The sequence below is a fragment of the Flavobacterium sp. GNP001 genome (assembly GCF_054343775.1).
On record NZ_JBTGUX010000001.1, the window covers coordinates 1,527,219 to 1,540,780 of the forward strand.

The 13,562-nt window shown below is 33.0% G+C and carries 12 protein-coding genes and 1 tRNA gene; 10 read left to right on the top strand and 3 right to left on the bottom strand.

The features are described from left to right. Positions 1–101 precede the first annotated feature (101 nt). The 3 genes from ACXX8U_RS06505 to ACXX8U_RS06515 form a co-directional block, all read right to left on the bottom strand. A complete protein-coding gene (locus tag ACXX8U_RS06505) occupies positions 102–398 on the bottom strand; it encodes a helix-turn-helix domain-containing protein (protein WP_458565143.1) in 297 nt (98 codons plus the stop codon). An 83-nt stretch (positions 399–481) separates the two neighbouring features. Further along, positions 482–1,234 carry a hypothetical protein gene (locus ACXX8U_RS06510; RefSeq protein ID WP_458565144.1) on the bottom strand — a complete coding sequence of 251 codons (753 nt, stop codon included), beginning with the start codon at positions 1,232–1,234 and terminating at the stop codon, positions 482–484. 40 nt (positions 1,235–1,274) lie between these two features. Next, positions 1,275–2,576, bottom strand: a complete 1,302-nt coding sequence (locus ACXX8U_RS06515; RefSeq protein WP_458565145.1) for a site-specific integrase — start codon at positions 2,574–2,576, stop codon at positions 1,275–1,277. A gap of 488 nt (positions 2,577–3,064) precedes the next feature. Here ACXX8U_RS06515 and ACXX8U_RS06520 point away from each other — a divergent pair. From ACXX8U_RS06520 to ACXX8U_RS06565, 10 genes are all read left to right on the top strand, one after another. Further along, positions 3,065–3,149, top strand: a tRNA-Ser gene (locus tag ACXX8U_RS06520). A 439-nt stretch (positions 3,150–3,588) separates the two neighbouring features. Next, the gene (locus tag ACXX8U_RS06525) at positions 3,589–3,966 is read left to right on the top strand and encodes a hypothetical protein (protein WP_458565146.1); all 378 of its coding nucleotides are present in this window, start codon (positions 3,589–3,591) and stop codon (positions 3,964–3,966) included. 196 nt (positions 3,967–4,162) lie between these two features. Then, positions 4,163–5,017 (top strand): DUF3347 domain-containing protein, encoded by an 855-nt coding sequence (locus tag ACXX8U_RS06530; protein ID WP_458565147.1) that lies wholly within the window; start codon positions 4,163–4,165, stop codon positions 5,015–5,017. 5 nt (positions 5,018–5,022) lie between these two features. Next, complete coding sequence (locus ACXX8U_RS06535) at positions 5,023–5,511, top strand: heavy-metal-associated domain-containing protein (RefSeq protein WP_458565148.1); 489 nt, start codon at positions 5,023–5,025, stop codon at positions 5,509–5,511. Beyond that, complete coding sequence (locus tag ACXX8U_RS06540; RefSeq protein WP_458565149.1) at positions 5,511–6,320, top strand: hypothetical protein; 810 nt, start codon at positions 5,511–5,513, stop codon at positions 6,318–6,320. Before ACXX8U_RS06535 ends, ACXX8U_RS06540 begins: the two co-directional genes overlap by 1 nt. A 109-nt stretch (positions 6,321–6,429) precedes the next feature. Next, complete coding sequence (locus ACXX8U_RS06545; RefSeq protein ID WP_458565150.1) at positions 6,430–6,732, top strand: heavy metal-binding domain-containing protein; 303 nt, start codon at positions 6,430–6,432, stop codon at positions 6,730–6,732. 88 nt (positions 6,733–6,820) lie between these two features. Further along, the gene (locus ACXX8U_RS06550) at positions 6,821–7,381 is read left to right on the top strand and encodes a helix-turn-helix domain-containing protein (protein WP_458565151.1); all 561 of its coding nucleotides are present in this window, start codon (positions 6,821–6,823) and stop codon (positions 7,379–7,381) included. A gap of 77 nt (positions 7,382–7,458) precedes the next feature. Further along, a complete protein-coding gene (locus tag ACXX8U_RS06555; protein ID WP_458565152.1) occupies positions 7,459–9,996 on the top strand; it encodes a heavy metal translocating P-type ATPase in 2,538 nt (845 codons plus the stop codon). A 17-nt stretch (positions 9,997–10,013) separates the two neighbouring features. Then, complete coding sequence (locus ACXX8U_RS06560) at positions 10,014–10,886, top strand: DUF2911 domain-containing protein (RefSeq protein WP_458565153.1); 873 nt, start codon at positions 10,014–10,016, stop codon at positions 10,884–10,886. Positions 10,887–10,890: 4 nt separating this feature from the next. Then, positions 10,891–13,425 carry a multicopper oxidase domain-containing protein gene (locus ACXX8U_RS06565; RefSeq protein WP_458565154.1) on the top strand — a complete coding sequence of 845 codons (2,535 nt, stop codon included), beginning with the start codon at positions 10,891–10,893 and terminating at the stop codon, positions 13,423–13,425. Positions 13,426–13,562 lie beyond the last annotated feature (137 nt).

Here is a 13,562-nt window from a genome sequence, read left to right on the forward strand (position 1 = left end):
AATTTTACGTTAGGTTTACGATTAATTTGAAATTTTCAGAAAACTGATTAAGCTTGTATTTAGATTAAAAAATATCAAGCTCAGTTTAAAAACTACAGTAACTAGACTTTTTTAGGATTAATACATATTAAAGCCTGTTCGATTTCTGAACGCTTATATCGAATAAGATTACCCAAACGATAAGGATTAAGAATTTTCTTTTTGTTCCAATCAGAAAGTGTCACTAATGATACCTTAAGTATATCAGCAACTTCTTGGCGAGTAAGATACTCTTGCGGAATAATTGGTTGAAAATGTTGAGCTAATGATTTAATTTCTGCTCTTACATCAGACATGATGCTTTCTTTGTACTCTACGGGATCTACACCGTATACTTGTGTCATTTTATTTTGTTCCATATAATAAAAATTTTATCGTTATTGATGGTACAAAGTAAAGGAGACTATGTTTTAGTAAAGGTACCAGAAGGTACTAGTACCTTTTAGCTTACTATATTTATATGAGGAATATTAAAACTGTTTTCTTGAAATTTTCTAATTAGTGATTGTGATTTATCTGTATCCAAGTTTAAGTACTTAATTAAAGTATCAGCTGTTGTTTCAATGTCAAAAGTTGAAATAACATCCTTTGCAAATTGTGTGTAATTAATATCATCCGTCTTTCTTCTCGGCGCTTCAATATATCCCATTTCGACCAGTTCCCTGATAATGATACCTAATTGAGAGGGTTTCCCAATCCATTTTAATTTATTACCTAAATCATTTGAATCAAGATTAAAGGAAACTTTTTTATCTTCGAAAAATTTAATCATATCAGTTTTAAAATAGAAGACTACATAATGATATAATTCTAATTGAATAATTTGAGCTGAATTGTGGTAAGGATTTAAATCTGAAACTTTGGGATATTCAGTATTTAAAACTTCTGTAAAATTACTATCTTCAATATTGTCATTGAGAATATCTTCAAAAGTAACACCGTATTTAATTAACATTTCATTTATTGAAACAATAGAAATATTTTCATCAAAATTTGAATTTTCAACCTCTGACAAATGGTAATTTAAAAAATAATTTTTATCACAATTGACATTGTTTAATTCAATATTTACTTCTCTTTTTACCTTGTTCGCAATTCCGCTAAGATGAGAAATAGTATGATTAATAGAGAAGCGGTCAACATTAGGTTTACCTCCCAAATTATTACAAAAACAATCTAAATGTGAGTAGTCCATGATAATTAATAGTTAAGGGCTAAATATATTAAACTTTGCTTTATTGAACTACTTTTAAAACTTTCTCTTCAATATTTTGCTCTTCATTTTGCTTATTCCAATACTCTTTTAATTTTTCGGCCTTTTCAGTATTGGTTATCTTGATGTATTTTAAAAATTGAGTTTCTGTTTGGTGTCCTGTAATTCCCATGATAGTCAAATTGTCTAGTTTACCATATAAGTTAGTAGCAAATGAACGTCTACAGATATGAGATGTTACCAATTCCCATTTTTCAAATACTCCTTCTTCTTTACGCTTGGTATCTTTATTGATTTTAGAACCTTGAACTTTCTCATTAAATCCTGCAACTTTGCATAAATCTTTCACATGCTCGTTAAACTTTTGATCTGAAATAGTTCTTGGAAATCCGTTTCTTTTTTCAAGAATTGCTTTTACTTGCTTGTGCAAAGGAATTGTAACTGTTTGTCCTGTTTTTTGAGTTTCAATTTCGATATAACCATTTTTGACATTAGCATCTTTTAATCTCAAAAAGTCTGAAATTCTTAAGCCTGTTCGCAATCCAATAATGAACAAATCTCTAGTGTTCTCTAATCTTTCCACACCTTTAAAATCGTACTTAAAGACGGCGTTGATTTCATCATCATTTAAATAAATGCTATCTGACGTGATTTTTGGAACAAAAAAGTTTGGATGTTCGATATGTGGATGTACTGGCAAGCCCTTTAGTTTAGCATCTCTGGCAATGGTTTTTAAAGTTCCAATATAATTACCAATAGTACCTAGATTAATTTTTTGCTCTTGGGACAAGAAATTGACAAATCGATCGTAAAAAGTCAAGTCTAAGTCCGTAAATTTTAATTTGGTATTAAAGCGTTCTTCGTACTCTTCTAACTTACGTTGTGTAGTTGTATATTTTGTAATAGTGCCTTTGGCAATTACTTTGTTTTTACCTTTTATAATTCTTGTTGGAGCGTTTTTGATAAAAGTTTCTATAAACGGAATAAAAAACACTTGATCAATAGCTGTTTCATCAATTGGTCTGTTAAAAAAATTAGCGATCTTCTTTCTTAACCAATATTTATCAATAAACTCTCCTTTGCTATTATCGGAATTGAATTCGTTAAATATAAACTTTTCTAATTCTATCAAATTATTATTTACTTCATCTTTTGTAGCATCATCGGCAGTAAGTTTTACTTTCTGTTTTGCTGAACTCCATTTTTTTGGCTCTACCTTTAAATCTGTAGAAGCAGTTAAATCAAATTTTCTACCATTTTTAAAACGCAAAAGTATATTGGTTACGTTTTTTTCTCCCTTTACAAGATAATTTATTGTTGCCATAGAGTACTAACTATTAGATAACTCAAAGCTAAAAAATTATCCCCACATAATCCCCACATTTTCTGTATTTATATATAAATAATCTTATTTTACTTAATCACTATATACCTAAATCCTAGTATTTACAAGGGTTTACAGCATGATTAAATAAAGTTTGATATGTTTAAATTAAGTAGATGCTAGTTCCTCTTTCTCCGCGAAAAGCCCGAAACTTAAGTTTCGGGCTTTTTCATTTTATAAAACTTAAAAAATTCACTTTTTAGATGTTTTGATTATACAACTCCTCCTCTATCAATCTCGGTAGCAAGACTAACTCCTTTTTGTTTTAATTTTAAAGAAGGAAAATTTGTGCTGTTTTTTGATTTAGAAATAACCCTTACTCTGCACTGTTATTGAATTATTTTTTTGTAAAATCCTAAAAGAATATTGTAGATTCGAAAAAACTTATTATCTTTGCACTCGCAATCAGAAAATGAGAGCTAGATACTGGAGAAATGGCAGAGCGGTCGAATGCGGCAGTCTTGAAAACTGTTGACTGTAACAGGTCCGGGGGTTCGAATCCCTCTTTCTCCGCGTGCTGGAAAGCAAATTAAAATAAAGCCCTTTAAATCTTATGATTTAGAGGGTTTTTTCTTTTTACCACATATAATTATCAAATTGCAAACCCGAAGTGATCAAATTGAGTACTGGTAAAGTCAAAGCAACTGAAAAGCCATCCAAGACCGTCCTAGAGCCCTCTTCCCTATCATTTAAAATCACAACAATAAAATCATATAATTAATCAGCAAAAGTTTTTCATTAAGGATTTCAAAATCGAAAGATGTATGTTTGTTATAATTCAGGAAGGCAAACTTTATCCTGATTAATTAGTAAAAAGTATCACCAATCTCTTTGCCTCAGGACAAGAATTTGATTTTATAAAATCGCTTTAAAAATTCAGCAAACTATTTTAACAGCATTTTTGACATCTAGTATTAATTTTTAATTATTTTTGTACTGTTTTATTTAAAATATGAAAAAATACTACTTCATGCTATTATTTGTATTAGGCCTATTTCTTATGCCTAGTAATGCTATGGCTTGTGGTAAAGATTTAGGCAAAAGTTCTTGCAAAAAAGAAGTTTCTTCAACTAAAAAAGAAAAAAAGAGTTGTTGTGGTAGCGACCATTCAAAACAAAAAGACCACAAGGGTTGCAAAGGCAATTGCGGTCATTCTAAATGCGGATGCTCTTCAACCTGTCCAACTTCTTCAGTAAGCTTGTTATCCGAGATCATTTTTAAAAACAACATGTTTAGCTATTCTTCAATTGAGAAAGTTAAGTTTTCAAACACAATACCAACAATCTCAGATGGTTTTTATTCCATTTGGCTCATCCCTAAAATAGGCTAAATTCTTCTTTGGCAGCCATAGCTGTGTCAAATTCATAGTAGTTTGCTACTCAATCTAACAGTTTGATATTTTTTTGTACCAAAATTGGTATTGAAATTATATTCTCTTTTTACTGTTATTTATCCCAATTTATTTTATTAACCAATCAAGGTAGCTTACTTTGATTACAACTTTATCTACAATGAAAAATTCATTTATGAAAATATTGATAGCAATTAGTGTATTGTTATCAACTACAAGTAATGCACAAATAAAAAATGCCAAAACTGAAAATGTAAAAATCTATGGTAACTGTGGCATGTGCGAAACCAAAATCGAAAAAGCTGGAAACATAAAAAAAATTGCCAATGTTGATTGGAACCAAGAAACTCAAATGGCAACCATAACCTATGATGCTTCCAAAACAAATCAAGACGAAGTACTCAAAAGAATTGCTTTAGTTGGTTACGATAGTGATAAATTTCTTGCTCCAGATGATGTTTACACTAATCTTCACGAATGTTGTAAATATGAAAGAGTAGCAAAAGTTCCTTCTAAAGAAACAACAACAGCGATGGCTCGTAACGAAGGCCATTCCAACCACAGCAATCATAGTAATCCTGTTACAACCGTTCAAAGTGACAATCAACTTAAATCGGTTTTTGATAATTACTTTTTGATCAAAGATGCGTTAATCGCTTCAAATGGAAATAATACTACCGCTGCTGCAAAAGAATTGGTATTGAGTATCAATAATGTTAAAATGGACAAGCTTGAAATGAACGTTCACATGTCGTGGATGGAAGTTGTAAATACGATAAAAAAGAATGCAGAAAATATTGCTAATACAAAAGATATTAAAATTCAACGCGACAACTTCACTGCACTTTCTAAAAACATGTATTCATTAATCAAAGTTTCTAAATATGAAACTCCAGTATACTATCAATTTTGTCCAATGTTCAACGAAGGTACAGGTGCTAATTGGTTAAGCAAAGAGAATGCAGTAAAAAATCCCTATTATGGCTCCATGATGCTAAGTTGTGGAAAAACGGTTGAAACTATAAAATAATTCAAATGAAAAAAGTATATATAATCATAACATCAATGGTTTTGATGTTCTCGATGCAAAGTAATGCGCAAATTGTAAAAGCCGAAATTAGAGCAACAGGTTTAACGTGTTCGATGTGTTCTAACGCAATTAACAAGCAGTTAAAAAGTATGTCAGAAGTGGCTAATGTAGCAACCGATTTGAATACCAATACATTTACAGTAACACTAAAAGAGGATAACAGTTTAAGTCCAAAAGTGTTCAAGGAAAAAGTAGAAAAGGCAGGTTTCTTTATTGGCTCGTTGATCTTAACAATAAAAGCTGAGACAATTAAGCAAGGAGGTTATATTGAAGTTAATAAAGCTTCAACTAATAATGCCGAAGTCCAAATTCAAATTTTAGACAAAGGCTTTGTTACAGAGAAAGAATTTAAAAAACTATCAAAATCGCTCAAGAATGTAGCTACTTATGCTTTAAACAACGAAGACGATTTTCATGCTAAATATATAAACTAATGAGAAAGATTTTCATTTTATTAATGGTGTTTACACTTCAAAAAAATTACAGTCAAGAGCTTTTTGTAGTTACCGATCCTGCGAGTAATGTTCCTGCAAATACAATAAGTGTTCGACTTTCACAATCTTTGTTTAAGGAAGAATTTGTATCGGGTTATAATTATCATTTGATGCCAGAGGTCACTTATGGATTGAATAAAAATCTAATGTTTAGGGGCTCTGCTTTTGTGAGCAATCGCAGTAACCAATTGGTAACTGAAGGTGGAAGTTTTTACACCAAGTACCGTTTTTATTCAACCGATGATTTAAACAGTCACTTTCGTTTGGCAGCATTTGGAAGATACAGTTTCAATAATGCCGATATCCATCAGGAACAAATTGAAATTATGGGCCATAATACAGGTTTTGAAACCGGGTTTGTGGCAACTAAATTGATAAAAAAAGTAGCCATAAGTTCATCCGTAAGCTTTGAAAAAGCCTTTGACAATAAACCCGATTATCCTTTTCCAGATAATTTTGGTGATAATGCGACAAATTACACCTTGTCATTTGGTAAATTAATGTATCCCAGAAAGTATACCAATTACAAGCAGACTAACATCAATTTGATGGTTGAATTTGTAGGCCAAACCATGAACAAAAGTGGTAAGTCCTATCTTGATGTTGTTCCTGCAATTCAGTTTATTATCAATAGTCAAGCACGGATAGATTTAGCTTACCGACAAGAGTTGGCAAGTTCCATGTTGAGAACTGCGCCAAATGGCTTTTATTTTAATTTGGAATACATCTTTTTTAATGCATCCAAGTAAGTAGTATGAATTATACAACTTAATTAGTCAAACATGTAACATACTTAATAACAATTTTTTGTACCATTACAAGACAGAAATTACTCTGCAATTTAAATCAAATAAAAAAATGAAAAAAATAATCTTTTCAGCCATAATAATGGCTTTCGTTTTGGTTTCATGTAACCAAAAAACTAAAGAAGAATCAACAACCGATTATGAAATGATGGAAAATGATTCTACAACAATGAAAAATGATGGAACAATGATGGAACACGATTCTACAATGACCGATCATTCAAAGATGGATCATTCTAAAATGTATGCTTGTTCAATGCATCCTGAAGTTCAAGGAAAAATGAATGACAAATGTTCTAAATGTGGCATGAAATTGACTGAACCTGTGCCAGAAAATGGTGAAGGAAGCAAATAATCGTTAATCTGTGAACATTAGCTTAAACTAACTTTGTTATTCGTTTAACAAGGTTAGTTTATATCGTTTTAGCAAAAAACATTGTACAATGAAGCTTTACATCAAAAATATGGTTTGTGCTCGCTGCATAATGGTTGTGAAGTCCGTGTTTGAAAATATGGATATTAATCCTATTTCAGTTGAATTGGGAGAAGTTGAATTAAAAAATGACATTCCCGAAAACCAAAAACAGGAATTAGTAAAAAGTCTTCGAAGTGTGGGCTTTGATTTAATTAACGATAAGAAAAGTAAAACTATCGATAAAATTAAAACACTGATTATTGATTTGGTTCAGAACAAAAACAACGATTTGACAATTAATTTATCCATTTATCTATCACAAAAACTACATCAAGATTACCATACATTGAGTAATCTATTCTCTGAAGTAGAAAATACCACTATCGAAAAGTATTTCATCAATCAGAAAATTGAGAAAGTAAAAGAGTTAATTATGTATGATGAACTCTCATTAAGTGAAATTGCTTACTCTTTAAATTACAGTACTGTTTCACATTTGAGCAATCAATTTAAAAAAGTAACTGGCTTCTCACCAACCTTCTTCAGGAATATAAAAACCATAAAAAGAAAACAAATAGAAGATTTATAAATTTTGCATATCAAACCCAAAATTCTGCAACTCCAAAAAAGTATTAAACTGGAAATTTGTATTTAAATAACAAATTAATGATACATACGTACAACATTACCGGAATGACTTGCGATGGTTGTCGCGCTAAAGTCGAAAAAACGTTGCATTCTATTGAGGGCATTACTGCAAAAGTTTCCTTAAATCCGCCTATAGCAACAATAACTATGGAAAAACACATTTCAATAGAAAAGTTGCAAGAGGCATTATCAAAAGCCGGAAAATACACTATTGAAATGAGCAAAGAAGACGTGATGGATAATTCAGAAACAAATAAAGCAACTGAAAAATCATGTTGCTCTACCCCATCTCATCATCATAAAAAAGAAACTACTTTATCCAGCAATGCACAAGGAAAATATTATTGCCCTATGCATTGCGAAGGCGAAAAAGTATACGACAAAGCAGGAGATTGTCCTGTATGTGGAATGGATTTGGTAAGAGCAGCAGCGTTAAACGTTAGCAAAACGCTGTATACATGTCCAATGCATCCCGAGGTAATTCAAGAAGGACCTGGCTCATGCCCGAAATGTGGAATGGATTTAGTTGCTATGGAACCTAGTGAAAGCGAAGACCAAAAAACGTATACCGATCTGGTTAAAAAGATGAAAATTGCGGTGGTGTTTACTGTTCCGATTTTCATCATTGCCATGATTGATATGGCCCATAACAATCCCTTACTACTAGTAATGGATGCCTCTAAATGGAATTGGGTACAATTAATTTTTTCGATTCCTGTAGTTTTTTATGCTTGTTGGATATTTTTTGTCCGTGCTTGGAAATCAATAATCACATGGAATTTAAACATGTTTACTCTTATAGGAATTGGTACGGGAATCTCTTTCCTTTTCAGTTTGGTTGGAATGTTTTTTCCAGATATTTTTCCCAGCGAATTCAAAACAGAACACGGAACAGTACATTTATACTTTGAAGCTACAGCTGTTATTCTAACCCTAGTTTTATTAGGACAATTATTAGAAGCCCGAGCGCACACTCAAACAAGCGGAGCCATAAAAGAATTATTAAAACTGGCACCTACCGAAGCTACTTTGGTTATTGACGGTAGTGACAAAGTAATTTCAATCCACGATATCAAAAAAGGCGATTTATTGCGCGTAAAACCCGGAGATAAAATTCCTGTAGATGGAAAAATAACTGATGGAGAAAGCAATATCGATGAAGCCATGATTACAGGCGAACCAATACCAGTTGACAAAAAGAAAGACGATAACGTGATTGCTGGAACAATAAACGGCAACAAATCGTTTGTAATGGTAGCAGAAAAAGTTGGTTCAGAAACCTTACTTTCTCAAATAGTTCAAATGGTCAACGATGCCAGTCGTTCAAGAGCACCTATTCAAAAATTAGCGGATAGTATTGCTAAATATTTTGTACCTACTGTGGTGATAATTTCAATAATCACCTTCTTAATTTGGGCAAAGTTTGGTCCTGAACCTGCATTAGTGTATGGATTTATAAATGCAATTGCCGTTTTAATTATTGCTTGTCCTTGTGCATTGGGTTTGGCAACGCCAATGTCGGTAATGGTGGGTGTTGGTAAAGGAGCACAATCAGGCGTTTTGATTAAAAATGCTGAAGCTCTGGAGAATATGAATAAGGTTAATGTGCTTATTACAGATAAAACAGGAACCATCACTGAGGGAAAACCATCAGTGGAAAAAATTTATTCGACCAATAACAACGATACTGATTTATTACAAAGCATAGCATCATTAAATCAATACAGTGAGCATCCATTGGCACAAGCAGTAGTCAATTTTGCCAAAGCGAAAAATATTTCTTTAATCGAAGTAAAAGATTTTGAAGCCGTTGCCGGAAAAGGAGTTACGGGAACGGTATCCAACAAAAAAGTAGCATTAGGTAATAAAAAGCTAATGGAGCAAGTCGAAGCTAAAGTTTCTGAGGATTTAGAAAACAAAATCATCGCCGAACAAAAACTAGGAAAAACAGTTTCCTACATAGCCGTTGATGGAGTTGCAGTTGGCTTTGTGTCCATTTTCGATGCCATAAAAGAATCAAGTGCTGCAGCCATTAAAGAATTAATGCGCCAAGGTGTCGAGGTAATTATGCTCACCGGAGACAACGAAAATACTGCCAAAGCAGTTGCTGATGAATTGGGGTTAGCATCATACAAAGCTGGATGCTTACCAGAAGACAAACTAAAAGAAATTAAAAAATTACAAGCCGAAGGCAAAATTGTGGCCATGGCTGGAGATGGTATCAATGATGCTCCGGCATTGGCACAAGCAGACATTGGAATTGCAATGGGAACTGGAACCGATGTAGCCATAGAAAGTGCCAAAATCACTTTAGTAAAAGGGGATTTATTAGGTATCGTGAAAGCCAAAAATTTGAGCCATGCTGTTATGAAAAATATAAAGCAAAATCTATTCTTTGCCTTTTTCTATAATGTTTTGGGAGTCCCAATCGCAGCAGGAGTTTTGTATCCATTTTTCGGAATTTTATTATCCCCAATGATTGCGGCTTTAGCCATGTCATTTAGTTCGGTATCAGTAATTGTGAATGCATTACGGTTAAAAAATTTAAAACTTTAAATGAAAAAATTAAAAAAATGAAAAAAACAATCCTATTAAGTATTATCCTTTTACAATCTTTAATTGTATCAGCACAAGAAAAAGTTCAAATTAGAGTTACCACATCAAGCCCAGCAGCATCGTTTGAGCAAGAAGTAGGTAGCGCAAAAATAAAAGTAGCCTACAGCAGACCATTAGTGAGAGGCCGAAAAGTATTTGGTGAGTTAGTGCCTTTTGATAAACTTTGGCGAACAGGTGCAAGTGATTGCACAGTGATAAATACTTCCGAAGATATTTATTTTGGCAACAATCTTTTAAAAGCCGGTAGTTACTCTATATTTTCAATTCCTTCCAATAATGAGTGGACTATAATTGTTAATACTGATACTACTTTGCATGGCGAAACGGGCTATGATGAAAAGAAAGATATGATGCGTATCAAAGTTCCCATTGAAAAAAGTCCTAATTTCTATGAAACCTTTACAATTGAATTAAATGATATTAACAGTAAAGGGGAAGCATTTCTAAAAATTATTTGGGAAAACACAGTGGTAAAAATACCTCTAAAGAGTAAAGAGGACGACAATATACTCGCATTGATAGACAAACACATCACTAAAGAAAAAACCCAAGATGCTACTTTATTATTTCAGGCAGCAAATTATTATTACAGCACAAATAGAGATTTCAAACAGGCAATAGTGTGGCTTTTAGAAGCTGAAAAATTAGACCCTAAAAATTTCTATTACCCCAATTTGAGACAAAAAATCGCTTCAGAATTACAAGATTACAACAATGCAATTGCTGCAGCAAAGAGAGCAATTACATTACTCGATAAAGAAAAAATGAAAGGCACAATCGACATCTTAAATAAAAGAATCGCAGATTGGGAAAAATTAATAAAAAATTAAAGTAATGAAATTCAAATTAATAATTATAGTTTTTCTTTTTTTGATGAATCAAGTAACTGTTGCTCAGGTTACTTCACAAAAAACGTCTTACACCTGTGTCATGCATCCTGAAATCCATTCATCAAAACCAGGTGAATGTCCAAAATGTGGGATGGCATTATTTAAAGAAAAAGTTAAACCGATAAAAAAAGTAGTAGTAAAAAAAGCAGTAGCTACAAAAAAGGCGATTTCTGCAACAAAAAAAGAAGTGAAGGAAGTTTCAGAACCCATAAAAGAAACTCTAAAAATTGTTGAAGTTCCAAAAAATATTCCTATTTCCGAAAGCAAACCTATAGTTAAGACAATAGCTAAAACAGTTCGATATGATTTGTATGTTCGGGATACTCTGGTAACTATTGGTAATAAACCCACTAGAGCAATTGCTGTAAACGGTCAAATTCCAATGCCTACGCTAACCTTTACGGAAGGAGATACTGCCGAAATATACGTACATAACGAATTAAAAGAAAGTACTTCACTGCACTGGCATGGCCTATTTTTACCCAATAAACAAGATGGTGTACCTTACCTAACACAAATGCCAATTGAACCAGGTACAACGCATAAATATAGTTTTCCAATCATCCAACACGGTACACACTGGTACCACAGTCACTCGGGTTTACAGGAGCAAATCGGGATGTACGGTTCAATGATTTTAAACAAAAGAGTTGAAGACGAAACCTTCAGAAAAGGCATTGACGATTTGCCAACAGTTCCTGTAATTTTAAGTGAATGGACCGATGTAAATCCAAATAATGTACATCGAATGCTACACAATGCAACCGATTGGTTTGCTATTCAAAAAGGAACTACTCAAAGTTATGCAGAGGCAATCAAGCAAGGTCATTTCAAAACTAAAGTAGCGAACGAATGGAAACGCATGAATGCAATGGACGTGAGTGATGTTTACTATGATGCCTTTTTAATTAATGGTAAGAGTAATAGTCAATTATCCCAGTTCAAAGGTGGCGACAAAGTACGATTACGCATTTCAAACGGTGGTGCATCAACTTATTTTTGGCTAACGTATGCAGGGGGTAAAATTACGGTTGTTGCCAATGATGGTAATGATGTCGAACCTGTTGAAGTAGATCGATTACTAATTGCAGTTTCAGAAACCTATGATGTGGTAGTTACCATTCCTGCTGATAATACAGCGTTCGAATTTCTAGCAACTCCAGAAGACAGGACTAAATCGGCATCACTATATATTGGTGATGGAATCAAACAATTAATTTCACCATTACCAAAATTAAAATATTTTGATGGAATGAAAATGATGAACGGAATGATGAAAATGAACGGAGATTTAGATGATATGGGAATGCAAATGTCCTACAATCAAATGGATATGAATGTAGTCATGTATCCAGAAATCACTGGAGAAGTTGCGAAAAAAGAACATAGAGAAAAGAAAATAGATCATTCTCTGCATTCTATCAAAATGACTGAAAACGATTATAACAGTAACGAACTTTCAGACATTACGACTTTAAATTATTCAATGTTAAAATCACCAACTAAAACCACACTGCCTCAAGATGCACCTGTAAAGGAATTAAGATTTGAATTATCAGGAAACATGAACCGTTACGTGTGGAGCTTAGACAATAAAGTGGTTTCTGAAACTGATAAAATTTTAATCAAGAAAGGTGAAAATGTTAGAATTACGTTATACAACGGTTCCATGATGCGTCATCCAATGCACTTGCACGGTCACGATTTTAGGGTGTTGAACGGTCAAGGAGATTATGCACCATTAAAGAACGTCATAGACATCATGCCAATGGAAACAGATGTGATTGAATTTAATGCCAATGCTGAAGGCGATTGGTTTTTTCATTGCCATATTTTGTACCACATGATGGCAGGAATGGGACGCGTTTTTGCCTATGAAAATCAAGCAACAAACCCATTAATTCCAAATCCAAAATTAGCACAGCGCAAATTGTTTGGCGAAGACCGTAAATTTCACTTTATGGCCGAAAATGATTTTGCTACTAACGGTAATGATGGTATGGCAATGTTCAGCAACACACGTTGGAGTATTGGTACAGAATGGCGATTGGGCTACAAAGATCATCATGGTTATGAAACAGAAACTCATATTGGTAGATATATTGGTAAAATGCAATGGCTAATGCCGTTCATAGGCTTTGACTGGCGCTACCGCAAAATGGAAGAAGGCGAAATGGAAAAAAACCTATTCAACCAATCCAATACAAAAGACAACCGTTCAGTTTTTAGTGCAGGTATAGAATACACGCTGCCCATGCTTATAAAAGCACAAGCCGAGGTTTTTACAGATGGTAATTTAAGATTTCAGTTAGAACGAATGGATATTCCTGTTTCCAAAAGAGTTCGCATGGATTTAATGTGGAATACCGATAAAGAATACATGGCAGGATTGCGCTACATCATCAAAAGGAATTTTAGTATCAAAACGCATTTCGACAGTGATATGGGATTAGGTTTGGGTGTAAATTTAAATTATTAAGGTTAGCACATACGATTTCGAAATCATTTCCTCTTTCAAGTAAACAAAAATCGCCTTTAGGACAAGTATTCCTAAAGGCGATTTTGCGTTGATGTCACTTCGTAAAATACGAACATATTAATAAACTACGTTAAAAT

Bases quoted from the DNA above. Each gene is read 5' to 3' on its own strand.
- ACXX8U_RS06525 (WP_458565146.1), top strand. From the start codon at position 3,589: ATGAAAAAATACTACTTCATGCTATTATTTGTATTAGGCCTATTTCTT.
- ACXX8U_RS06530 (WP_458565147.1), top strand. From the start codon at position 4,163: ATGAAAATATTGATAGCAATTAGTGTATTGTTATCAACTACAAGTAAT.
- ACXX8U_RS06545 (WP_458565150.1), top strand. From the start codon at position 6,430: ATGAAAAAAATAATCTTTTCAGCCATAATAATGGCTTTCGTTTTGGTT.
- ACXX8U_RS06515 (WP_458565145.1), bottom strand. From the start codon at position 2,576: ATGGCAACAATAAATTATCTTGTAAAGGGAGAAAAAAACGTAACCAAT.
- ACXX8U_RS06535 (WP_458565148.1), top strand. From the start codon at position 5,023: ATGAAAAAAGTATATATAATCATAACATCAATGGTTTTGATGTTCTCG.
- ACXX8U_RS06550 (WP_458565151.1), top strand. From the start codon at position 6,821: ATGAAGCTTTACATCAAAAATATGGTTTGTGCTCGCTGCATAATGGTT.
- ACXX8U_RS06560 (WP_458565153.1), top strand. From the start codon at position 10,014: ATGAAAAAAACAATCCTATTAAGTATTATCCTTTTACAATCTTTAATT.
- ACXX8U_RS06540 (WP_458565149.1), top strand. From the start codon at position 5,511: ATGAGAAAGATTTTCATTTTATTAATGGTGTTTACACTTCAAAAAAAT.
- ACXX8U_RS06565 (WP_458565154.1), top strand. From the start codon at position 10,891: ATGAAATTCAAATTAATAATTATAGTTTTTCTTTTTTTGATGAATCAA.
- ACXX8U_RS06510 (WP_458565144.1), bottom strand. From the start codon at position 1,234: ATGGACTACTCACATTTAGATTGTTTTTGTAATAATTTGGGAGGTAAA.
- ACXX8U_RS06555 (WP_458565152.1), top strand. From the start codon at position 7,459: ATGATACATACGTACAACATTACCGGAATGACTTGCGATGGTTGTCGC.
- ACXX8U_RS06505 (WP_458565143.1), bottom strand. From the start codon at position 398: ATGGAACAAAATAAAATGACACAAGTATACGGTGTAGATCCCGTAGAG.